Below are 21,136 nucleotides of genomic sequence, written 5' to 3' on the forward strand. Positions count from 1 at the left end.
GGATTAATATGGCTCTTATAAATAGATTTAGTACAAATAAGAATGGTTCTATGATTTTTACAGGTAATACCTTAGGACTTAGTAATAATAATTCAGACATAGGTGCTTTTATAACTTTAGATAATGCAAGTCAAGTTCCAGGCTTTCCATTTGGTACAACACTCATTTGGCAAGACAATGGATCAGAAGCACAATTTAGTTTGCCAGCAGGAAGTACAGTGTTGTATGCAGAATTACAATGGGGTGGAAATTATGATGCTAATATTATAGGTGATTTAAATACTTCAATAACATTTACTTCACCTTCATCATCATATACAATATCCCCAGATCCTATTACATCTCAGAATGGACCGATATTTTATTCACGTAGCCAGAATGTTACATCTATAATTCAAAACGATGGAGATGGAATTTATTCAGTAGAAGGAGTTCCTTCACAAATAAACTCAGGAGTAGCTTCGGCAGGATGGACGCTTGGAATAATATATGAAAATTCAGCATTGCCAATTCAAAATATGACTATTTTTTCAGGGATAGAAGAAATAGGAGCAGGAGCGCCTCCTGTTGATTTTAATTTAAGTGGATTTTTGACACCAGCTACTGGGAGTGTAAATGGTAGAGTATTACTATCAGCTATGGAAGGAGACAGAGCTCTTGGAGGAGATCAGATTCTCTTTGGTCCAGATGTGGGGTCTTTATTACCTTTAAGTGGTCCCAATAATATTATTAATAATTTTTTTGCTTCACAAATTAATGATGGGGATTCTGAAAGTGCTACTGTAGGACAGCTAGATACTAGTGGAACGTTTGGCACAATAAATGTTCCAACAAATAGTCCAGCTAGATATGGGTGGGATATAACAAATGTATTCTCAAATAATTTTATGAATAATCAAACTGGAGCAGTTGTTAGACTTACATCAACTGGAGATGGATATGCAGTACCATTATTTGGCGTACAGTTAGATGCTGTATTTTTAGATTATGGAGATGCTCCAGATACAAGTGCAGGAAATGGACCCAATGATTATAGTACTTTACTTGCCAATAATGGACCAAGCCATGGTATAGTTAATGAACTTTATTTAGGAACCAAAGTTACAAGTGAAGATGATGCATATCAAGATCCAGATGCAACAGGAGATGATACGATTCAAAGTATACAGGATGATGGAGTAATGCTGCCAGTTGTATTTTCAGAGGGAACTACTATATATTCAGTAGATTTAAGCTATACAAATAATACAGGTTCCAATGCCAATATATATGCATGGATAGATTTTAATAGAGATGGAATATTTCAATTAGAAGAAGGAATATCTCCAATAAGTGTAAGTAGTAGCACAACTAATCCAAGAACAATTACACTTTCATTTGTTGTTCCAGGAGGAACTGTTCTTATGAGTGGAGATACAACATTCATGAGAATAAGAATAACTACGGATACTTTAACAAATACTAATGTTCTTCCAATTGAAGAAGATACTAGAAGTTTAGGGGTTGCAACTGATGGTGAAGTTGAAGATTATTTAGTTAATATAGTACCTGAACCAAGCTTTTTATGTGAACCTACAGCATATCAAGTTATAGCTGAAACTAATCCAAATACAGGGCTTCCTTTTAATAGTCAGTTTAGAAGTATAGATCCAGTAACAGGAGAAGTAACCGTAATAAATTCAAATATGGGAGCTATAATGAATGCCATAGCTTATAACCCAATAGACAACTATATATATGGCATTTATGATGTTAATGATCCAAATGCAGGGAATTTAGCAAGAATATCAGCTGATGGAGTGGTTACAAATTTAGGGCCAATTCCTAATCTTCCAAATTTAAATATGACAAATGGAGCTATAGATAATAGAGGATTCTTTTATTTAAAGAACCAAGCTGATGATGAGTATTTTGTCGTTGATTTGAGAAGTAGTTCACCAAATTTTGGACAACTTGTAGATCCAACAGCAGGATATGTTTTAGCAACGCCACCATATTCAACACCTATAGCCCCTGGAATAAGTCCAACATCAGGAGACTGGGTATTTAATCCTGTAGATAATTTATTATACACCTTTGCATCGGGACAATTCTATACAATAGTACCTACAAGTGGAGTTTCATCTCCAATTCCAACTGAAGCTGGTTTCCCAGGTGGATATGGAGGAATGTTTAATGGAGCTAATGGATTTATATATGGTATAAGTAATTCTACTGGTGATATTATAAGGTGGCATAATGTTGGTGGAACTATGGATGGAGATTTCTTTTCAGTATCAGGCCCAGCTCAAAGACAAGATGCCACAATGTGTATAAGGGCCAGCGTTTTAGTTGATTTTGGTGATGCACCAGATACTAGCTTAGGTACTGGAACAGATAATTATAATACACTGTTAGTTAGCAATGGACCAAGGCATGGAATAGTAAATGGAGTGAAATTAGGAACTAAGGTAACAGCAGAGATTGATGCATATCAAAACCCAACTGCAACAGGAGATGATACTACTTTAGGGATACAGGATGATGGAGTTATATTTCCATTAGATCCAATAGTAGCAGGTGATACAACGTATACTTTACCAATAACTTATATGAATGATTCTGGAGAAGCGGCTAATATATATGCATGGATTGATTTTAACAGAGATGGAATTTTTCAATTAGAGGAAGCTGCACAACCATTAGGCGTTGCATCTAGCATAAGTAATCCAAGGGTTGAAGAACTAACATTTAACATTCCAGCAGGAAGTAGTTTCACGCCAGGAGATACAACATTTATTAGGGTACGAATAACTACAGACGAATTAAATAATAGTAATTTACTTCCTACTCAAGAGGATACAAGAAGTCTGGGGCCAGCTTCTGATGGTGAAGTAGAGGATTATCAAGTTGATATTATAGAATTAAACGTTGAAGGGACTATTTGGTATGACTTAAATTGTGATGGATTAAGAGATATTAGTGAACCTTTAGCAGAAGGAATTACAGTAGAACTTTATGATTCGGATAATGATGCAGTACCATTTGCTATAGATACCACTGATATAAATGGATTTTATACTTTCCCTAATCTTCCATCTGGAAATTATTATGTTAAGGTGATTTTGCCTAATGGATATGAATATACTTTAACTAATGTTGGAGCTAATGACAATATTGATTCTGATGTGGATAAAACTAATGGAGAATCGCCAACTTTCACTTTAGATGGTAACAATCAATTAGAAATAGTTGATGCTGGACTTTGTAAATTAAATAAAATATCAGGTCAAGCCTTTTATGATTGTGATGGCAATGGAATTTTAGATTTTGGAGAACCATATTTATGTGGTGTACAAGTTACTCTTCTAGATGTAAATGGATTTGAGATAGGAACGGTTATAACTGATTGTAATGGATACTATGAGTTTTTAAATCTTCCACCAGGAGATTATACTGTTAGAGTAGTTGCACCACCTGATATGAACTATGTATCGCCAGTACCTGGAGATTTTTATGGTTCAAAACCAGATGATATTACTGGGGAGTTTGGGGTTACATTAACTAATGAAGATTATATACAGGGATTTGCAGGTTTTAAAGGGAATTCGACTTTAGATGCACGATATTGTACTGAGTGTGAAGTTTGTAGTGAAAAAAACAAATATAAGTCTTGCAGGTTTGGATGTAATATATATACAAATGAAAATGGCATGATTGTTTGTGGAGAAAATTCAAATTGTAGTTGTGAATCAAATTGTAATTGTAAAAATTGCAATGGTACTTGCGTCGGATGTAATACTTGTAAAAGCAATAGAACTTTTAATCATAACAGAGTATCATGTAGTCAATGCGATAATAGCAATAATTGCAATAATTGTGATGATAAAAAACAAGATGATAATGGATGTGGGTGTTATTAATAATGTTCCCTTAAAGCTATCTAAGATTTCTTAGATAGCTTTTAATTTTGACTATATTTTAAGTAAGTGTTGATTTCTAGCTATATCTTCAGACCTAACTTAATTTCGCAAAGAGTTTCTATTATCTATTCCAGAATAATATCTAAGGATTTTAAACTCGCTGTCGCTCAAACAGAAAAATCCTCTTAACGATATTATTCTTACATAGACAATGAAACTCTAATTGCTTATTAAGATGGTCTTTCATCTATATCTAGAAATCAACACTATTTTAAAACATAGCCTTAATTTAAAAAAGAGGAAAAATAAGTTGTGTGATAAAGTCACAGAAGTTAGAAATAAGTTTATATATAATTAAGTTGTAAATAAAGATAATAGGAGTTCGAAAGTTAATAATTTGACAAGTTAAAAGGTTAAAAACTTTATAAGAACTAAAGGAGATAGATTATGAATAAAAAGATTATTATAGTTGGAGGAGTTGCAGGTGGGGCCTCTACTGCTGCAAGGCTTAGAAGATTAGATGAAAATGCTGAAATAATAATATTTGAAAAAGGAGAATATATATCATTTGCAAATTGTGGTTTACCTTATTATATAGGAGAAACAATAAAAGAAAGAAGTAATTTAATTGTCCAAACAGTAGAACAAATGGAGAGTAAGTTTAAATTAGATATAAGAAACTTTAGTGAAATTATTAAAATAGATAAAGATAATAAAAAAATTAAGGTTAAGAACCATAAAACTGGAGAAGAGTATGAGGAAGGTTATGACATATTAGTGTTATCACCAGGTGCAAAGCCATTGAAACCAGGAATAAAAGGTATAGATGAATGTGATAACTTATTTACATTAAGAAATATACCTGATACTGATAAGATTAAATCTTATGTAGATGATGTAAAACCTAAAAATGCTACAGTTATAGGTGGAGGATTTATAGGAGTTGAAATGGCTGAGAATCTTCATGAAAGAGGAATTAACGTTACTTTAGTTGAAGCTTCAAATCAAGTCATGGCACCTATAGACATTGAAATGGCAAGTATAGTCCATGAGCATTTAATTGATAAAGGAGTAAATCTTATATTGGAAGATGGAGTTTCCTCTTTTGAGAATAAAGGTAAGAAAGTTTTATTAAACAGTGGAGAAGAAATTGAAACTGATATGATAATTCTTTCAATAGGAGTTAGACCAGAGAGTGATATAGCAAAAAATGCTGGCTTAAAGCTTAATGACAGAGGAGCAATAATTGTTGATAAAACAATGAAAACTTCAGATGAAAGCATTTATGCTTTAGGTGATGCTGTAGAAATAATGGATTTTGTAAATAAAAAGCCTACAATGATACCTTTAGCATGGCCGGCAAATAGACAAGGAAGATTGGTAGCGGATAATATATGCGGGAAACATGTTGAGTATAAAGGAACATTAGGATCATCAGTTGCTAAGGTTTTTGATTATACTGTGGCTTCAACTGGAAATAATGAGAAAATTTTAAAGAGATTAGGGCTTGAATATCAAGCTATTCATATTCATCCATCATCTCATGCTGGATATTATCCAGGAGCATTTCCAATAGCGTTTAAAATGTTATTTAATCCTAAAACAGGGGATATATATGGTGCTCAAGGAGTTGGATTAGATGGAGTTGAGAAGAGAATAGATGTTTTAGCTACTGCTATTAAGGCTGGTTTAAAGGTAGAGGATTTACAAGATGTAGAGCCATGTTATGCTCCGCCATATAACTCAGCTAAGGATGCTGTAAACATGATGGGATATTATGCTTCAAACTTAATGTATGGAATAGTTAAAACAATACAATGGAATGAAGTTGATTCAATAGATAAAGATAAAGCTTTAATACTTGATGTAAGAGAAGAGTTTGAGCTTATGACTGGAAAGATAGAAGGATCTTTAAACATTCCTTTAGGACAATTAAGAGAAAGATTAAATGAGTTGCCAAAAGATAAGAATATATATGTAACATGTCAAGTTGGAATAAGAGGATATGCTGCATGTAGAATATTAAATCAAAAAGGCTATGAAGCTATAAATATAGATGGGGGTGTAAAAACTTATTTAGCACCTAAAAAAGCTGAGAAGGCTTTAAAAGAGCAAAAGAGATTAAATATTAAAATTAAAGTTAAAGAGGATAATGATATGACTCAAAATAATATAGATTTAAATAATATAAAAGCTGATGTTGAACTGAATGCTTGTGGATTACAATGTCCAGGACCTATTAAAAGAGTTTTTGAAGAGACTGGAAAGATGAATGATGGAGATGTTCTAAAGGTTTCTGCAAGTGATCCAGGATTCTCTAAAGACATAAAAAGTTGGTGTGAAAAGACAGGAAATACTTTACTAAAAGCAGGAATGAATGATAAGAAAGTTGTTGAGGCTTTCATTCAAAAAGGAAATGGTGAATCAGCTTGTGTAAGAGAGTTTTCAAGCAATGTTACTAAAGATGGAGCTACCTTAGTAGTATTTAGTGGAGATTTAGATAAGGCAATAGCATCTTTCATAATAGCTACAGGTGCTGCATCAATGGGTAAAAAGGTTACTATGTTCTTTACATTCTGGGGGCTTAGCATATTAAAGAAAAAGGATAAACCAAAGGTAGAAAAGAAAACAATAGAGAAGATGTTCGATGCTATGCTTCCAGGAAATGCAGGAAAGCTTCCATTATCTCAAATGAATATGATGGGTATGGGACCAGCTATGATTAAGAAGATAATGAAAGATAATAATGTAGATGATTTAGAGACATTAATAAAGAATGCTATAGATATGGGTGTAAATGTTGTGGCTTGTGCTATGAGTATGGATTTAATGGGAGTTAAAAAGGAAGAATTTATAGATGGAGTTGAAATTGGTGGTGTTGCATCATACTTAGGTGCTGCTGAAGATTCAGGATTAAATTTATTTATATAAACTGTATTTAATAAAATTTTAGATAATATAAAACAGAGAATATTTATATAAAAAGAGTTAATTGTTATTGGAATAACCATCCAAGAGTGATTAACTCTTTTCAAATTTGATAAAGTTTTTTTCTGTATTTCTATATATATTTTTAATAATACAATCAAAATTAGGAAAAAACTTGAAAATGAATATAGCAATATTTATCATAAAAAGTGAAGAATAGTAAAGGTGAAAATGTTTTATGTTATCATAGAAGACTATTTTAAGGAATTGACTTAGACTATTTAGATTTATATAATCAAATACGTTGTTTTAAAAAATATAGAGTATTAGGTAAGGTGATTATATGTCAAAGAAAATTAAGGGAGTAGTTTTGGGCTTTGCAACAGTATTAGTATTAGGTGGGTTAAGTAGCTTTTATTTTAATAAACCTAAAAGTAATGAAGTATATAATATAGGAGATACAGTACAACTTAATAATCATAATTTAGTTGTAAATAGCGTAAAAACTAGTATGGGAAATGAAAAAGATAGACCACAACAGGGAAATGAATTTGTTATTCTTAATGTGACACTTGAAAATAATAGTAATAAGGAAATGAATTATAATCCTTATAATTTTCAAATAACAAATAGTGAAGGAGATGTTAAAGATAGGACATTTACCGCTATTGATGGAAAAGAGGCTTTGAACAACGGAGTACTTGCGCCAGGAGAGAAGGTTACAGGAACCATAGTAGTTCAAGAGCCTATAGGAGATAAAGATTTGAAATTACATTATACTCCAAATATATTTAAAAATACTGGAGTTACAGTAGATTTATAAGATTCAATAATAGACATAGAAATAATCACAGAAAATTTAGAAGTTATAAATGTAGCAAAATATATAACATAAGGGCAATATTTTATAATATTGCCCTATTTATTTACAATTGATTAAATTAATATTGACTATTTGTAAATTTCATTTTATAATTAAGTTAATTCATATCAAAACACTATGAATTAAATGTTTTAATCATAAATAAAATATAAAAGCATTGATTAGAAAAAAGAATTGATTTTTTTATTCAGAGAGAGTCTTCCAGGCTGTAAAAGACTTTAAAGAAACTTTTCGTAAAGTGCCTCTATGAGCTTGCTTCTTGAATTAATTTAGTAGGGAAGTGCGGGAATGCCCGTTATAGCATTAAGGTATATTTGTACCCTAGAAGAGATTTTGAAATCATTATTGCAATTTAGTTAGTGTTCTAATTAAATTTCTTTATAAATTCATAAAATCAGAGTGGAACCGCGGAAGTTTTTATTCTCCTGCCTCTGTTAAGAGGTAGGAGTTTTTTTATTTATCAGTTAATAATTCTTTACATATAATCTGCTCATTACAAAGAGTAATTTGAAAGACTTTTAAAAATCTGAACTCACTTAAAATAAAGTTGAGGTGAAAATAATTAAATTAAGTTTGTAATAAGTAGATATAAATAAAAGTTAAAGGGGGTTATGATGTGAAGAAATTATTTAATAATCTTATTTTCAAATTAGTTTTAGGAGTTGTAATTGGAATAATTATAGGTACATATTCATCAGCAGGATTGATGAGCGCTATTATTACCATAAAATATGTACTTGGACAAATTATATTTTTCTCTGTTCCATTAATTATTTTAGGATTTATTGCTCCGTCAATAGCTAAGCTAAAGGAAAATGCAAGCAAATTGCTTGGGTATGCAGTATTAATAGCATATTTTTCTTCAGTTTTTGCAGCAATACTTTCTATGGTAGCAGGGTACACTATAATACCTAAATTATCAATAGTGTCTAATGTTTCATCACTTAGAGAATTACCAGAACTTATATTTAAATTAGATATTCCACCAATCATGAGTGTAATGAGTGCATTAGTATTAGCTTTACTTTTAGGACTAGCCGTAGGATGGACTAAGGCAGACTTAGTAGAAAAATTATTAGATCAATTTCAAAATATAGTACTTAGTATAGTCAATAAAATAATAATACCAATATTACCTTTCTTTATAGCAACAAACTTTGCAGCTTTAGCTTATGAAGGAGGATTAAGTACTCAATTACCTATATTCTTTAAGGTTATACTGATAGTTTTATTTGGTCACTTTATATGGCTTACTATTTTATACTTAATAGGTGGAGCAATTTCAAAGGAAAATCCTTGGGAAGTAGTTAAATATTATGGACCTGCATATTTAACAGCTGTAGGAACTATGTCAAGTGCAGCAACGTTACCTGTTGCCTTAGAATCAGCAAAGAAATCAAAGGCTTTAAGAGAGGACATAGTAGATTTTGCTATCCCTTTATGCTCTAATATTCATTTGTGTGGTTCAGTCTTAACAGAAGTATTTTTTGTAATGACAGTTTCACAAATACTATATGGAAAATTACCAAGTTTAACAACTATGATATTATTTATTTTGTTATTGGGAATATTTGCAATAGGAGCACCTGGAGTACCAAGTGTCTTTAAATAATTATGAAATTATTATATTTTCCCCTGTCCAAGTAATCTTATTAATTACCCCTCTAATTGCATTTTGTCTTTCTTTAATGTCCATATTTTCAAAATCACTTAAAAAATGTTTTCTATTTTCTTCTTTTAAATTAAAATCTTCTTTGTTATAACTTGATGCAATTTCCTCTTTTTCTAATAAGTCTATTTTATTTTGCAAATCTTTTATATCTATATTTAAACTTTCCATTTTTTCTATTAATACATTTGCTAAATTAGAATCTACTAGAGCTAATTTATTAACCAAGCCATCTAATATTTTTTTCTTTTCTTCAAGCTCTTTTAAAATCGATTCTTTGATTTTAGAATTATCTTTATTTAAAGTAGTTTTATTTTGTCTAATTTTATTAAAGAAATTAACATCTCTTAATGCTGTTAGAGTATCATTTTCAATTTCTTCAACATCTCTATAGTTATTACCACATTTGTTTGGACAAGCAAAGTACAATTTTCTAGTTCCATCTTTCTTTTTATGACCTAGTACAATAAGCATATTAGCACCGCAAGTACATTGAACCATTTGTGCTAAAAAACTCTTAGTACTTACTCTTGGAGCTTTCTTTCCTTCAAATGTTTTTAATTTTTCTTGTGCTTTAATAAATGTGTCTAAGTCTATTACAGCTTTATGTTTACTTATAGCTGCTACTTTTAAGCCATCTGTATTTTTAATTTTCTTACCATTAACAACTTTATATTTTCCATATGGTAAGTAGCCACATCCGTTAGGTTGTCCAATAACCTCATAGCCTAAAACTTGTTTTAAATAGATATTTGCATCTTGGGAGCTTTGTAAATAAGTTATATTGTGCAATATTCTACTTATTTTTTTCTTGTTACAGTTAAATTCATTACCAAGTCTAACAATTCCTTTACCATTAATAAATTCATTAAATATATATTTTATATTATCCTCATCTTCTAACTCTAAATATTTTCCACTATTTATAGTTACAACTTTATAACCAAATGGTTGAGTACCTCCAGTCCAACGACCTTGTTTAGCTAAGTTAAGCATACTATCAGTAACTCTTTGTTTTATATTTTCTCTTTCCATTTCAGCTAAAGATGCTAATAGTGTCATCATCAATCTTCCTGCAGGAGTGCTAGGATCATATTTATCTTCTACGCAGATTAAATCAATTCCATATTCATTCAATAAATTAAATGTAGTAAGAAAGTCTAATGTATTTCTAGCGATTCTATCTAATTTATAACAAGCTACAGCATCGAATTTATTTTCCATTGCATCAGCCATCAATTTTTGAAATGCTGGTCTATTAGTATTTCCACCACTAAAACCATCATCTTTATAAATTATAAATTCATTTTTGTCTTTAAAGTAGTGTTTAATCACTTCTGTTTGAGCTTCAAGGGAGATAGAGTTTTCATCTCCCTTTACAGACTTTCTTATATAAATAGCTATTCTTTTCATGTAAATACCTCCTAGAGTAATTATTTAAATATTGTAATAAATGTACATTATGTTAATAAGTTAATATACTTGTAAAATTTATTAAAAGCTAGTAAAATAAAACTATAAAAAGAGAACTTATGTTCGCATAAATAAAAGCAACTGGGAGTGGAATTTAAAATGAAAGATGAAATACTTGAGTTAACAAAGCAGATAAGTAATAAAGAATTAAAAGAAATATTAGATGATATTTTAAAAAACGAGGAATAAATCCTCGTTTTTTACTTTTCATTAGGCAATTTTTCTTTTATCATTTCTAAGACCTTTTCTTTTATATCATCAGATATATCATTAGAATTTTTTAAAATTCCTTTTTCAATAAGTTCATAAATAAAAGAGTCTATTATGTTATTTCTTTCAGAATTACCAGTAATATAATCTAATGAAACATTATAAAAATCAGCTAATTTTTTTAGCGTTTCAAGTGTTCCAGTTCTATCTCCTTTTTCTAAATGCCATAACATATTTCTACTTATATTAGTTAGTTCAGATAATTGCTCTAATGTTAAGCCTTTTTCTTTTCTTAAACTCAATATAACTTCATTTTGTTTCAAGAAAATCACTCCTTTAATTGAATTATATCCATTTTGGAGAGATAAAGCAATAAAAGAATGTATCTCCAAAAAGGAGATAAAACGAGAGAATAGAAGAATATATACATATTATCAACTTAAATTACCCATTTTGGAGAATTATTTGTTTTACATCTCCAAAATGGAGAAGTACAATAGAGACATGCAAGGGAGGTGAAACAATGAACTTCAAGGAACTTCGCAAAAGAAAAAACTTAACATTAGAGCAAGCTTCAAGCGAATTAGGAATTGGTTTACAAAGTCTATGCAGATATGAGAATCAAAGTAGAATTCCTAAAAAAGCAATCTTAAAAAAGATGGTTTCTTTATATGAATGTAATGCAGAAGAGTTGGGAGGAGCCATTCTTAATAATATAAAGGAGAGTTGAAAATGAAAGAAGATATTATGAGAATTACAAAAGAACTTTCAAATAAAGATTTAAAAAATCTTTTAGAAAATGTTCTTAATGAAATAGAAGGAGGTTCTAAAGATGAATAATTTAGTATTAAAAGAAAAGCAAGAATTTATGGGAATTCAAATTCCAGTAATAGAGGGAGGATTTGGTGAAGGTCAAAAAGTTATGTTAGTTAAAACAGTAGCTGAAATACATCAAATGGAATTAGGAGATGTAAATAGACTTATAAATAATAATTTAGACGAATTTGAAATTGGTATAGATATTTTAGATTTAAAAGGCAATAAAGATTTCGCTATGGTTGCTAAGCATAGCGGATTATATACTCAAAATTCAATAAATGCTAGTTCAAATATATATTTACTTTCAGAGCAAGGATATATGGCTTTAGTTGGATTGATGAGAACAGATAAAGCCAAGGAAATAAGAAGAAAGTTAAGAAGAGAATATTTTGCTATGAGATCAGAAATAAAAGAAAATAGCTTTGATATTTCTGAATTAAGTCCAGAACTTCAAATGTTTAATAAAATGCTTCAAGCGGTGGCAAAGAGTGAGCTAGAGCAAAAGAAAATAAAGCAACAGCTTAATGAGGTGAATCATCATGCTTTAGAAGCTAAAGAAGAAGCTTCTAAAAGTAGGGAAGAAATACAAGCTATGAGAGAAGTTGTAGCTATTAATACTAGCAATTGGAGAGAAGATTCAAGAAAAATGATAGTTAAAATGGCTCATTACTTAGGTGGTAATAGTTATATACATGCTGTTCAAACAGAAGTGTATTCCCTTATGAGAACTAGATTAAGATGTAAGCTTGATGTACAACTTACAAATATGCGTAGAAGAATGGCAGAAGAAGGAGTTTGTAAATCTAAAAGAGATAAACTTAATTATTTAGATGTTATTGAGAGAGATAACAGATTAAAAGAGGGATATTTAGCTATAGTAAAAGAATTAGCTATTAAATACAGTTAAACATTTAGACCATATTGTTAAGGTCAACAAAATGGAAGGAGGGATTTGAATGGATAATGTAGATATTGTTATCGAAAAAATATGTAATTCAATCAAAGAAGATTTTGAGGAGCATAAAGAAAATGAGTTCACTTTAGAGATGATAAAAGCTCTAGCTGAACTATTAACAGCTAGAGCAATTTAAAAATTAAAGTCTAGACATTGATGTGCCTATTTTCTTTTTAGAAGGTCTATTATCTTCTAGAACATCAAATATTTTAGAATATATCTCTAAATACTTATTTGCTAACTCTTCTGGAGTTAATGAAGATAAATCTTGAGACTTTAAGTTAAGTAAAGCTAAGTCGTGTGCTTTAGCTTTTATAGAATAACTTATTAATTCAGACATTTACTTCACTACCTTTCATAATTTATTTCGACTTGGCGGAGCCGATACTTAAATTATAAAGGTTGGAAATATATAGGACAAGTATCAGTAAACAACGTATCCCTCTGATACTAAGGGAATGAATAAGACAAGCTCTACTAAAATCCTTTTAGAGCTAAAGGTAAATAAATAGAGGAGGCGATTAAAAATGGCTAAGAAGAAGTATGAGCCTATTGAGATAGACTATAGCAAACTAAGAAGAAGTAAAGCTAAAACTAAAAATCCAGTCTACTTTGCAGTTAGCGAAGAGGTAATGGAAGAAAGAATGGCAAGACAATGGGAGAGAACCCAGAAGCTAAAAGAAGAAAAGAGGTTGAGAGAAAAATGCTTACAGAAGCAGGAAGAATAATCTTAGGAATAATAGCAACATCAACAAGCCTTTTCTTAATGGTTTATTTTTTAGAGAAGTGCTTAAATGAAAAGCAACCTAAAGTAAGCTTTGGATACTTAGTAATGTTTATAGGTTGTATGTTTAGTTTGCTATTCTCAATAAACATGATGTAGAGGGTAATAATATGAACTATAAAGATATAGAATCTTTAAAAGCTAGACATAGCAAAGAGGAATTTGAAAGTATCTTATTAGCTGTAGAACAGGATTTAAAATTCAATAATCTTAGATTTAAGAAACCTATTACAGAAAAGTATTTCTTAGAAGTACTTAACATAACAGAAAATTTGTTTAGGAGGGTTTTATGAAAAAAGTAAATAAAGGCTGCTTAGTAGCTTTAGTAGGCAGCATAGTGATTTGGGTGATTTTCTTTTATCTAACAGTTAAAGTTTGGTGTTGGCTATGGACTTAATGGAAGGGCTACAAAAGGTAACTGATAGAGTACAAGGAAAGCTTAATAACTTAACAGTAGACAAACCTCTAAACGTTTTAATAGAGGAAGAAATAAAAAGAGAGTGCATTGGCACCGACCAAAGTAACCAATGTACTCAAGAAATTATTCAAGAAGATTATAACACAGACTAAGGAGGAGTTGCTATGGAAAATATGCCAGATTGTTGTTATGAATACGGAAATGATGAAGAAGAGCTTAAAGTAGCTTTTGAGTGTACTCATTGTGGTAATGAAATATATGTTGGAGATGATTATTACGAAATAGGAGATATGAAATTATGCTGCGAGTGTATTGATGAGTGCAGAACATTAGCAGAAGACAGTGAATTTTAAATTAGGAGGAAAGAACATGGCAGAAGTAAAGAAACTTAATATATATCAGAAAATACAAAAGGCTAGAGTAGATTTACAAAATAAAGATTTAAAGAAAACAGGATATAACAAGTATTCAAATTATAAATATTTTGAATTAGGAGATTTCTTACCACATATCAATGATATTTGTAATGAGATTGGATTATATACAGAGTTTAGTTATGAAGAGAAGTTAGCAACTTTAACAATATATAATACAGAAAATTTAGAAGAAAAAAGGATATGGACAACACCAGTTGAGGTAGCAACATTAAAAGGATGCAGTACTATTCAAAATATAGGTGGTACTCAAAGTTTTGCAAGAAGATATTTATATATGATGGCTTTTGAAATTGCTGAAACTGATGTAATAGACGGTGGAGCAATTGACGAAGATGCAGAACTAGGAAAACAGAAAATAGGAAAAGCTCATGTATTAACAATTAATAGTTTAATACAAGAAACTGAAACGGATAAAAAAGAATTTTTGGCTTGGGCAGGAGTTAATAAAGTAGAAGATATTACAAATGAAGCGGTAGGAACTTGTTTAACTATGCTTAATAAAAAGAAAACATTAAAAGAAAAAAGAGAGCAAGAGGAACTAAAGCAAATAGAAGCAGAGCAGCAACAAAGAGATTTTGATTTTTAGGAGAGTTGAGAAATGAAAGAGATACAAATAAATAAAGAATTACCAGTAATAAAAATGAACTTTGAAGAAGTTAAAGGATCATTACAAGAAACTATGAAAAAGTATGAGGGAATTATAGTTACAGAAGAAGGATTAAAAGACTGTAAAGCAACTCAAAAGGATTTAGCAAGTCTTAGAAATAAGATAGATACTTATAGAAAAGATGTTAAAAGAGAGATGTTAGTTCCTATTGATATATTTGAATATCAATGCAAAGAGCTAATAAGCCTTATATCAGATGTAGAAAAACCAATAAAAGAAGGAATAAAAGTATTTGATGATAAGCGCAGAGAAGAGAAAAGACAGAAAGCATTAGAGCTTATTAAAGAAAGTGTTATTAAGCATAATTTAAGTAAAGAATATGCTTTAAAACTTACTGTGAAAAATGAATATTTAAACCTTAGTAAAAGTTTAAAAAGTGTTAGAGAAGATATAGAATCAAGAGCTTTATTATTAGAAAGAGAGCAGGAAGATGAAAAGCAAAGAAAAGAAATGCTTAGAGTTTCAATAGAAAATGCAATAAGTGTGGCTAATGAAGGTATTAATACTAAGTTGAAATTTGAGGATTTTACTAAGTATATAGAATTTGGATGGCCTTTAGATAGAATTTTAAAAGAAATTAATGATAAGGCAACTATGATAAAGGAAGCCGAAAAACCTAAAGTTGAGATTAAAGAACCAGTTCAAACACCTTTAGATATCTCTAAGCCAGTTGAAAATATTAAAAAAGAAGTTAAAGAAGAAATTAAGCAAGATAAATTTTTTGTAGATGTTCATGTGGAACATAACTTTGAGATGATCCAGGCTTTAAGTAAATTCTTAAAAGATAATGGATATAACTATGAGGTTCATAAAAAAGGAAAAGTTAAATAGGAAGGCTTAGGAGGTGCTTAAGTTGGAAATAAAGTTAGATGAAGTTAAGAAGTACGGAAAAGAGGAGAACTTCTTTATAGATATAAGAGATACTGAGATAGTTGTATTAAGTATAAAGGATAGGGACGATATTATAGTCCCTATGGATGAAGCTTCTTTTAATGAATTGAGAGAAAAAATAAATGAAGCTTATGAGTTAAGACAGATGTAAGGTGGTGGATATAGATGTCCGACAATAAAAAATATTACTATTTAAAGCTTAAAGAAAACTTTTTTGATAGTGCTGAAATTAAAGTTTTAGAGAGTATGCCTAATGGATATAAATATTCTAACTTGTTATTAAAGTTATATCTTAAAGCTTTAAAGTTCAATGGAAGGCTAAGATTAAATGAATTCATACCTTATAATCATCAAATGATAGCAGCTGTAACTAATATGGATATAGATACAGTAAAGGTAGCGTTTGAATTATTTGAACAATTAAAGCTAATAGAAGTAATGACAGATGGAACTATTTATATGCTAGAAATTCAGAATTTTATAGGAACAAGTTCATCAGAAGCAGATAGAATTAGAGCTTATAGAAAAGAGATAGCTTCTAAGAAAGAAAGTAAGGAAAATAAAGGCTTAGAGCCTCCTAAAAAAAGTTATCCACAGGAAGATGTACAAATGTACAACAAAAGTACACCAGAGTTAGAGTTAGAATTAGAGAAAGAGTTAGAGATAGAGTTAGATTCTTCTTATAGCGATGCTAGAAAAAAAGAAATAGTAGAAGTAATGAAATTTTGTCAAAAAAATAAATACAAATTAAAGAAAGCTGATTCTATTGAACTTATAGAAACATATGGAGCGGATCTGTTAAAAAAGGCTATACTAACAACTGTTTCAAGTAAAGCTTTTAAAGAAGGAAAGATAAACGGGAAAAATAGTTATTTATTAAAAGTTTTAAATGATTTGACTAATAACAAGGTTGTAAATATTAATTTTGAGAGTAAAAAAAATAAAAAGGCTAATTTTACTCAAAGAGATTATGATTATGATGAGTTAGAGAAAAAATTATTAGGTTGGGAAGAGTAGGTGATTTAATTGAAAATAAGAAAATTTAGACCAGGATTAAAATACGTATTTACTACTAAGCGATTTAAGAGAGATGCAAAGAGGAGAGGTTTTTATCTTGATAGTGAAAGAGGTTGGTTTAAAGATTGTAACGGAATGGAAGTTAATGTTGTTAATTCTTTTGATGGAGAAGTTAGAGGTTACGTTGTAGAGCCAGATTGGTGCAAGGTGATTGAGTAATGGCGAGAAATAAGAGATATAAGAGAAAAGCTAAAAGAGTAGTAGGGCATTGTATGAATACGAAATGTTGTGATTGCAAACATTTATTGCATATTCCACAGTTTGATTATTTCTATGGAGAAATAGAATATTATCCTGCTTGTGAATTTGGATATGAAGGCGAAGGAATAAGGTGGCTAGAAAAAGAGTTTAAAGGTAAGCAGATAAAGTTTAGGAGGAAGTAGATGGCTAAGAATGAAGGCAAAAAGTTCGAGGAAGATTTTAAAAAGTCTATTCCAGATAAATATTTTGTTTATAGATTTAAAGATGGTACGGCAAACTTTAACGGATCTAAAAATGAAAATGTAAGATTTCAAGCTCATAACATTTGTGATTTTGAAGTGTTTGCAGAGGACAAGCTATTTCTATTTGAACTTAAGAGCTATAACGGTGTAAGTATTCCTTTAAGTGGTATTAGAAAGAATCAAATTGAAGGGATGATTAAAGCTAGTAAGTACGAAAATGTGGAACCATATTTTTTATTGAATTTTAGACCGTTAGAGAGTGTTTATGCAATAAAGGTACAAACACTCAATGAGTTTATTAAAAATGCAGAGAGAAAGAGTATACCAGTTAAATGGTGTATAGAAAATGGAATAGAGATTAAAGGAACTAAAAAGAAAGTTAGATTTGTTTATGATCTGGAAGAGTTTTTTAGAATAGGATCTTTTCTTTAATTATTTTTTATATGCTATGAAGATAGTAATAAACACAAAGAGAGTTGCTTAAATACAACTCTCTATCTTAAAAAGTGATTTCATGTGTTACTTTATTTAATTTTTTTGCATATGACCCCAACAGAATAGATGTATATCTATTCTATCGCTTTAATTAAAAAAATTAAAGACACTTTAATATGCATAATGATAACACAAAGATTATCAGTAACATTAAACATTTACACATTAAATCACCTCAATATTGAATTTTATATTTAATATTATATTCAAAAATAATATAGTTATTCATAAAAATTATAGGAGGATAAAAGTGAAAAAAATAATTTTTAAAATAAAAGGATTATTAGGATTTTGTCAATGCAATAAATGCTGGCATAGATCTACTTTAGTAATAGAAAGTAAAGATATTAAATTAAAGAGATATATCTGTGAAAAGTGCTCTGAAAAGATTATAAATGTACTTAATTCTACAGAAATAGAAGAAAAGGAGGAGGAAAATAATGAGTGAATATAAATACACATTGATAGTAAGTCAACTTTATCATTCTTATCATATGTTTTTAGTTAAGTTTGATGAAGATAACTACTTTGGACAAATGAGAAGTTTAACTAAAAAGTTATGTGAGTATAAAAGAGGGAATGATGAATATTACAAAGAAAAATCTTTAGAATGTGGTGATCCATTTTATTTTAAACAAGAAGAACCGCGTTTCAGATATAACGTAAATGATGCTGGGGATATATACTTTTTAAACTTTACAAGTATAAACCACGCTTTAGATACAGTAAAGAAGTATTTTGATGATGAAAGAAGAGGAAGTCAAGGGTATAAGAGTAAAGCGATATTAGAAGAACTATCTATGTGCCACAATAAAGATAAAATTCTTGAGATAATAGAAAGCATTTATGAGATAGCTTAGGAGGGGTAAAGATGAAACCAATTCTATTTAATACCCAGATGGTAAGGGCCATTTTGGATGATGAAAAGACTTGCACTAGAAGAATTATCAAAGATGAAATACCAGAAGGCTATAAGCCTTTAGGATATGTTTTATATCCAACAGATGATAAGGAATTAGGAAAACTTGCTTTTGGAGGAAAAGGAGCTAATGTTCATTATGCTAAACCACCTTACAAAGCTGGAGATATTCTTTATGTAAGAGAAACATGGAATATAAATCCTGTATGGGTGTTTGGTGGAAGTTCTGATAACTTACCACCTAAGGAATCTAAATATATTTATAAGGCAACCAATAGTGAATTTACTGGTGGTTGGAAACCGAGTATTCATATGCCAAAGGAAGCAGCTCGATTATTTTTAAAAGTAACATCTGTAAGAGTTGAAAGACTACAGGATATTACAGACGAAGGATGTTACAAGGAAGGAATAAGCGGTACAAGCTTTTATGATGAAGCAGAGCATATACAAATAGCAGGTATAGGACTTAAGGATTCGTTAGAGAGAGCAGCATTTAGTCTTTTATGGAATAGCACAGTAAAGGAAGATAAATACTCTTGGGAAGGCAATCCGTGGGTATGGGTTATCGAATTTGAGAGAGTAGAGAAAGGAGAATAGACGTGAAAAGATTAGTTTATAAGGTGAAAGGGTTATTAGGCTTTTGCCAATGTAAAAAGTGTTGGCATAGGTCTACAAGAGTAGTATCTGGTAAAGGAGTTAAAACTAATAAGGTGTATATCTGTGAAGAGCATCTTAAAGCTCTTATTAGAACAGCAGATTATATAAAGGTGGAAATAGAAGAATAGGAGGGGTAAAGATGGATGGATTTAGCGTTGTTGAATTTCAAAAAGAGTTTACAGAGATAAATTTAAAGCTAATGAAAGAAGATATTAAGCTTTATGACTTAGTTATTATAGGTTTATATACTGTAGAAACTAAAAGAGGGTTTAAGGTTAAGAAGATAGGCAAAACAGGTAGAGCAGGAACTAAAGTTATCTTTGAACCCATTAAAGATAAGGAAGATTTTGAGAAATATTTAGATAAATTAAAAGGAATGTTAGATGAATACAATAAAAAGTATGGTACAAATCATACTTTAGAGAAATAGTTATGAGTAATCAAATTAGTTTCTTTGATAAACCTAAAATAAAGTTACTGGAGGATTGGACAAGGCTCCATCCTCTATTAACTAAAAATAGCGTTCATGAGGTTTTTATGGAGAAAGAGGATAGTTATATTGTCTTAATAGGCAAAACGTTCTATGGCGTTTATAAGAGAGATACGGAAAGGTTTTAAATATGAACTTAGAAAATACAAAAAGATAATTCAAGAAGTAAAAAAAGAGAGTTGTAAAATTAAATGATTGGAGGTTGATATAAATACAACTCTCTATAATTAAATTGTTGTGAGTGAGATTTAAAAGTGATCATATAGATTAAATATTATTATTACAAGGAATTTTTTCTACAATTTTAGTATATTCAATTGTTTATATAGATATTACAAATAATAAATATTTATTTTAAAATTAAAATGATTTGTATATAATAAAAATCCACCAGCTTAGCTGGTGGTATTTCCTCAGCCCTATAAGGGCATGCTACTTGCGTTGCGTCTTAAGACGCTTAAATTGGTCCGCCAGCCGCATACTTCTTTACTTGCTACCCTTAAAAGGGTCCATATATTCTTTTATACTAATTTGATCAGCTATCATATCTTCTTGTTCTTGATTTCTTATATATTCTTCAATTGCCTTCTTATTTTTTCCGACAGTATCAACGTAAAATCCTCTGCACCAGAAATGTCTATTTCCATATTTATATTTTAAATTTGAAAACTTCTCAAAAATCATAAGACTACTCTTACCTTTTAAAAATCCAACGAAACTTGAAACACTCATTTTTGGTGGTATTTCAACAAGCATATGTATATGGTCTACGCAAGCGTGCGCTTCGACTATCTTAACTCCTTTCCATTCACAAAGCTGTCTTAATATCTTACCTATCTCTTGTTTTTTCTCTCCATATATTTCTTTCCTTCTGTATTTTGGTGCAAATACTATATGATATTTACAATTCCATTTTGTATGTGCTAAACTGTTTGTATCCATTTAAAAACCTCCCTTTGTTACGAAAATTGGCTGCGAACCTATTTTCATTTTAACAAAAGGAGGTTTTTTATTACATC

28 protein-coding genes are annotated in these 21,136 nt (G+C 30.0%); 24 read left to right on the forward strand and 4 right to left on the reverse strand.

The annotated features are described in order from the left end of the window. The first annotated feature begins 8 nt into the window (after positions 1–8). From ACQZHJ_RS07795 to ACQZHJ_RS07810, 4 genes are all read left to right on the forward strand, one after another. A complete protein-coding gene (locus ACQZHJ_RS07795; RefSeq protein WP_430484984.1) occupies positions 9–3,902 on the forward strand; it encodes an SdrD B-like domain-containing protein in 3,894 nt (1,297 codons plus the stop codon). Positions 3,903–4,349: 447 nt separating this feature from the next. Then, complete coding sequence (locus ACQZHJ_RS07800; RefSeq protein WP_430484985.1) at positions 4,350–6,833, forward strand: CoA-disulfide reductase; 2,484 nt, start codon at positions 4,350–4,352, stop codon at positions 6,831–6,833. A 340-nt stretch (positions 6,834–7,173) separates the two neighbouring features. Beyond that, positions 7,174–7,653 carry a DUF4352 domain-containing protein gene (locus tag ACQZHJ_RS07805; RefSeq protein ID WP_430484986.1) on the forward strand — a complete coding sequence of 160 codons (480 nt, stop codon included), beginning with the start codon at positions 7,174–7,176 and terminating at the stop codon, positions 7,651–7,653. Positions 7,654–8,329: 676 nt separating this feature from the next. After that, entirely contained in the window at positions 8,330–9,325 is a 996-nt protein-coding gene (locus tag ACQZHJ_RS07810; RefSeq protein WP_430484987.1) for a cation:dicarboxylate symporter family transporter, read from the forward strand. On the opposite strand, the gene ACQZHJ_RS07815 is transcribed toward ACQZHJ_RS07810, so the two are convergent. Both ACQZHJ_RS07815 and ACQZHJ_RS07820 read right to left on the reverse strand, forming a co-directional pair. After that, entirely contained in the window at positions 9,326–10,795 is a 1,470-nt protein-coding gene (locus tag ACQZHJ_RS07815; protein ID WP_430484989.1) for a recombinase family protein, read from the reverse strand. It abuts the gene before it with no gap. Positions 10,796–11,055: 260 nt separating this feature from the next. After that, complete coding sequence (locus ACQZHJ_RS07820) at positions 11,056–11,388, reverse strand: helix-turn-helix domain-containing protein (RefSeq protein ID WP_430484990.1); 333 nt, start codon at positions 11,386–11,388, stop codon at positions 11,056–11,058. A 200-nt stretch (positions 11,389–11,588) separates the two neighbouring features. Between ACQZHJ_RS07820 and ACQZHJ_RS07825 the strand changes: the two genes are divergently transcribed. The 3 genes from ACQZHJ_RS07825 (at position 11,589) to ACQZHJ_RS07835 (ending at position 12,975) form a co-directional block, all read left to right on the forward strand. Next, the gene (locus tag ACQZHJ_RS07825) at positions 11,589–11,795 is read left to right on the forward strand and encodes a helix-turn-helix domain-containing protein (protein WP_430484991.1); all 207 of its coding nucleotides are present in this window, start codon (positions 11,589–11,591) and stop codon (positions 11,793–11,795) included. Positions 11,796–11,897: 102 nt separating this feature from the next. Further along, positions 11,898–12,791: an ORF6N domain-containing protein gene (locus tag ACQZHJ_RS07830; protein ID WP_430484993.1), complete on the forward strand. Its 894-nt coding sequence runs from the start codon at positions 11,898–11,900 to the stop codon at positions 12,789–12,791. Between the two features lie 49 nt (positions 12,792–12,840). After that, positions 12,841–12,975, forward strand: a complete 135-nt coding sequence (locus tag ACQZHJ_RS07835) for a hypothetical protein (protein WP_430484994.1) — start codon at positions 12,841–12,843, stop codon at positions 12,973–12,975. A 3-nt stretch (positions 12,976–12,978) separates the two neighbouring features. Here the strand turns inward: ACQZHJ_RS07835 and ACQZHJ_RS07840 are convergent, their stop codons facing one another. After that, positions 12,979–13,179 (reverse strand): hypothetical protein, encoded by a 201-nt coding sequence (locus ACQZHJ_RS07840; protein ID WP_430484995.1) that lies wholly within the window; start codon positions 13,177–13,179, stop codon positions 12,979–12,981. Between the two features lie 187 nt (positions 13,180–13,366). Here ACQZHJ_RS07840 and ACQZHJ_RS07845 point away from each other — a divergent pair, with 187 nt between their 5' ends. The 17 genes from ACQZHJ_RS07845 to ACQZHJ_RS07925 all read left to right on the forward strand — a co-directional run bounded on the left by ACQZHJ_RS07845 (position 13,367) and on the right by ACQZHJ_RS07925 (position 20,057). Continuing rightward, the gene (locus tag ACQZHJ_RS07845) at positions 13,367–13,567 is read left to right on the forward strand and encodes a hypothetical protein (protein WP_430484996.1); all 201 of its coding nucleotides are present in this window, start codon (positions 13,367–13,369) and stop codon (positions 13,565–13,567) included. Then, the gene (locus ACQZHJ_RS07850; RefSeq protein WP_430484997.1) at positions 13,495–13,722 is read left to right on the forward strand and encodes a hypothetical protein; all 228 of its coding nucleotides are present in this window, start codon (positions 13,495–13,497) and stop codon (positions 13,720–13,722) included. The genes ACQZHJ_RS07845 and ACQZHJ_RS07850 overlap by 73 nt, the downstream gene beginning before the upstream one ends. A gap of 11 nt (positions 13,723–13,733) precedes the next feature. Further along, positions 13,734–13,916, forward strand: a complete 183-nt coding sequence (locus tag ACQZHJ_RS07855; RefSeq protein ID WP_430484998.1) for a hypothetical protein — start codon at positions 13,734–13,736, stop codon at positions 13,914–13,916. A gap of 94 nt (positions 13,917–14,010) precedes the next feature. Further along, positions 14,011–14,193, forward strand: coding sequence for a hypothetical protein (locus ACQZHJ_RS07860; protein WP_430484999.1), 183 nt, complete (start codon positions 14,011–14,013; stop codon positions 14,191–14,193). A 12-nt stretch (positions 14,194–14,205) separates the two neighbouring features. Then, a complete protein-coding gene (locus ACQZHJ_RS07865) occupies positions 14,206–14,394 on the forward strand; it encodes a hypothetical protein (RefSeq protein ID WP_430485000.1) in 189 nt (62 codons plus the stop codon). A gap of 16 nt (positions 14,395–14,410) precedes the next feature. After that, positions 14,411–15,064, forward strand: a complete 654-nt coding sequence (locus ACQZHJ_RS07870; RefSeq protein WP_421751082.1) for an ERF family protein — start codon at positions 14,411–14,413, stop codon at positions 15,062–15,064. Between the two features lie 12 nt (positions 15,065–15,076). Further along, positions 15,077–15,976, forward strand: a complete 900-nt coding sequence (locus ACQZHJ_RS07875) for a DUF1351 domain-containing protein (protein ID WP_430485001.1) — start codon at positions 15,077–15,079, stop codon at positions 15,974–15,976. Positions 15,977–15,989: 13 nt separating this feature from the next. Beyond that, positions 15,990–16,187: a hypothetical protein gene (locus ACQZHJ_RS07880; protein WP_430485002.1), complete on the forward strand. Its 198-nt coding sequence runs from the start codon at positions 15,990–15,992 to the stop codon at positions 16,185–16,187. Positions 16,188–16,201: 14 nt separating this feature from the next. Further along, the gene (locus ACQZHJ_RS07885; RefSeq protein ID WP_430485003.1) at positions 16,202–17,053 is read left to right on the forward strand and encodes a phage replisome organizer N-terminal domain-containing protein; all 852 of its coding nucleotides are present in this window, start codon (positions 16,202–16,204) and stop codon (positions 17,051–17,053) included. Between the two features lie 9 nt (positions 17,054–17,062). Beyond that, positions 17,063–17,272 (forward strand): hypothetical protein, encoded by a 210-nt coding sequence (locus ACQZHJ_RS07890; protein WP_430485004.1) that lies wholly within the window; start codon positions 17,063–17,065, stop codon positions 17,270–17,272. Further along, positions 17,272–17,496 (forward strand): hypothetical protein, encoded by a 225-nt coding sequence (locus tag ACQZHJ_RS07895; protein WP_430485005.1) that lies wholly within the window; start codon positions 17,272–17,274, stop codon positions 17,494–17,496. Before ACQZHJ_RS07890 ends, ACQZHJ_RS07895 begins: the two co-directional genes overlap by 1 nt. Next, positions 17,497–17,988, forward strand: coding sequence for a Holliday junction resolvase RecU (locus ACQZHJ_RS07900; RefSeq protein WP_430485006.1), 492 nt, complete (start codon positions 17,497–17,499; stop codon positions 17,986–17,988). Positions 17,989–18,301: 313 nt separating this feature from the next. Continuing rightward, complete coding sequence (locus ACQZHJ_RS07905) at positions 18,302–18,499, forward strand: hypothetical protein (protein WP_430485007.1); 198 nt, start codon at positions 18,302–18,304, stop codon at positions 18,497–18,499. Then, positions 18,492–18,911 (forward strand): hypothetical protein, encoded by a 420-nt coding sequence (locus tag ACQZHJ_RS07910; protein WP_430485008.1) that lies wholly within the window; start codon positions 18,492–18,494, stop codon positions 18,909–18,911. The genes ACQZHJ_RS07905 and ACQZHJ_RS07910 overlap by 8 nt, the downstream gene beginning before the upstream one ends. Positions 18,912–18,922: 11 nt before the next feature. After that, positions 18,923–19,567 carry a hypothetical protein gene (locus tag ACQZHJ_RS07915; protein ID WP_430485009.1) on the forward strand — a complete coding sequence of 215 codons (645 nt, stop codon included), beginning with the start codon at positions 18,923–18,925 and terminating at the stop codon, positions 19,565–19,567. Positions 19,568–19,569: 2 nt separating this feature from the next. Next, the gene (locus ACQZHJ_RS07920; protein WP_430485010.1) at positions 19,570–19,755 is read left to right on the forward strand and encodes a hypothetical protein; all 186 of its coding nucleotides are present in this window, start codon (positions 19,570–19,572) and stop codon (positions 19,753–19,755) included. An 11-nt stretch (positions 19,756–19,766) separates the two neighbouring features. Continuing rightward, complete coding sequence (locus ACQZHJ_RS07925) at positions 19,767–20,057, forward strand: hypothetical protein (protein WP_430485011.1); 291 nt, start codon at positions 19,767–19,769, stop codon at positions 20,055–20,057. 546 nt (positions 20,058–20,603) lie between these two features. Here ACQZHJ_RS07925 and tnpA read toward each other — a convergent pair. Then, positions 20,604–21,059 carry an IS200/IS605 family transposase gene (gene tnpA / locus ACQZHJ_RS07930; protein ID WP_124044959.1) on the reverse strand — a complete coding sequence of 152 codons (456 nt, stop codon included), beginning with the start codon at positions 21,057–21,059 and terminating at the stop codon, positions 20,604–20,606. Positions 21,060–21,136: the final 77 nt, after the last annotated feature.

It is taken from the genome of Clostridium sp. B9 (assembly GCF_050509515.1).
In the GTDB taxonomy this organism is placed as follows: Bacteria; Bacillota; Clostridia; order Clostridiales; family Clostridiaceae; genus Sarcina.

Coding starts and splice junctions, on each gene's coding strand:
- ACQZHJ_RS07845 (WP_430484996.1), top strand. CDS start 13,367: ATGGCTAAGAAGAAGTATGAGCCTATTGAGATAGACTATAGCAAACTA.
- ACQZHJ_RS07865 (WP_430485000.1), top strand. CDS start 14,206: ATGGAAAATATGCCAGATTGTTGTTATGAATACGGAAATGATGAAGAA.
- ACQZHJ_RS07835 (WP_430484994.1), top strand. CDS start 12,841: ATGGATAATGTAGATATTGTTATCGAAAAAATATGTAATTCAATCAAA.
- ACQZHJ_RS07800 (WP_430484985.1), top strand. CDS start 4,350: ATGAATAAAAAGATTATTATAGTTGGAGGAGTTGCAGGTGGGGCCTCT.
- ACQZHJ_RS07850 (WP_430484997.1), top strand. CDS start 13,495: ATGGGAGAGAACCCAGAAGCTAAAAGAAGAAAAGAGGTTGAGAGAAAA.
- ACQZHJ_RS07840 (WP_430484995.1), bottom strand. CDS start 13,179: ATGTCTGAATTAATAAGTTATTCTATAAAAGCTAAAGCACACGACTTA.
- ACQZHJ_RS07795 (WP_430484984.1), top strand. CDS start 9: ATGGCTCTTATAAATAGATTTAGTACAAATAAGAATGGTTCTATGATT.
- ACQZHJ_RS07815 (WP_430484989.1), bottom strand. CDS start 10,795: ATGAAAAGAATAGCTATTTATATAAGAAAGTCTGTAAAGGGAGATGAA.
- ACQZHJ_RS07860 (WP_430484999.1), top strand. CDS start 14,011: ATGGACTTAATGGAAGGGCTACAAAAGGTAACTGATAGAGTACAAGGA.
- ACQZHJ_RS07925 (WP_430485011.1), top strand. CDS start 19,767: ATGGATGGATTTAGCGTTGTTGAATTTCAAAAAGAGTTTACAGAGATA.
- ACQZHJ_RS07915 (WP_430485009.1), top strand. CDS start 18,923: ATGAAACCAATTCTATTTAATACCCAGATGGTAAGGGCCATTTTGGAT.
- ACQZHJ_RS07855 (WP_430484998.1), top strand. CDS start 13,734: ATGAACTATAAAGATATAGAATCTTTAAAAGCTAGACATAGCAAAGAG.
- ACQZHJ_RS07805 (WP_430484986.1), top strand. CDS start 7,174: ATGTCAAAGAAAATTAAGGGAGTAGTTTTGGGCTTTGCAACAGTATTA.
- ACQZHJ_RS07900 (WP_430485006.1), top strand. CDS start 17,497: ATGGCTAAGAATGAAGGCAAAAAGTTCGAGGAAGATTTTAAAAAGTCT.
- tnpA (WP_124044959.1), bottom strand. CDS start 21,059: ATGGATACAAACAGTTTAGCACATACAAAATGGAATTGTAAATATCAT.
- ACQZHJ_RS07830 (WP_430484993.1), top strand. CDS start 11,898: ATGAATAATTTAGTATTAAAAGAAAAGCAAGAATTTATGGGAATTCAA.
- ACQZHJ_RS07885 (WP_430485003.1), top strand. CDS start 16,202: ATGTCCGACAATAAAAAATATTACTATTTAAAGCTTAAAGAAAACTTT.
- ACQZHJ_RS07875 (WP_430485001.1), top strand. CDS start 15,077: ATGAAAGAGATACAAATAAATAAAGAATTACCAGTAATAAAAATGAAC.
- ACQZHJ_RS07870 (WP_421751082.1), top strand. CDS start 14,411: ATGGCAGAAGTAAAGAAACTTAATATATATCAGAAAATACAAAAGGCT.
- ACQZHJ_RS07825 (WP_430484991.1), top strand. CDS start 11,589: ATGAACTTCAAGGAACTTCGCAAAAGAAAAAACTTAACATTAGAGCAA.
- ACQZHJ_RS07895 (WP_430485005.1), top strand. CDS start 17,272: ATGGCGAGAAATAAGAGATATAAGAGAAAAGCTAAAAGAGTAGTAGGG.
- ACQZHJ_RS07910 (WP_430485008.1), top strand. CDS start 18,492: ATGAGTGAATATAAATACACATTGATAGTAAGTCAACTTTATCATTCT.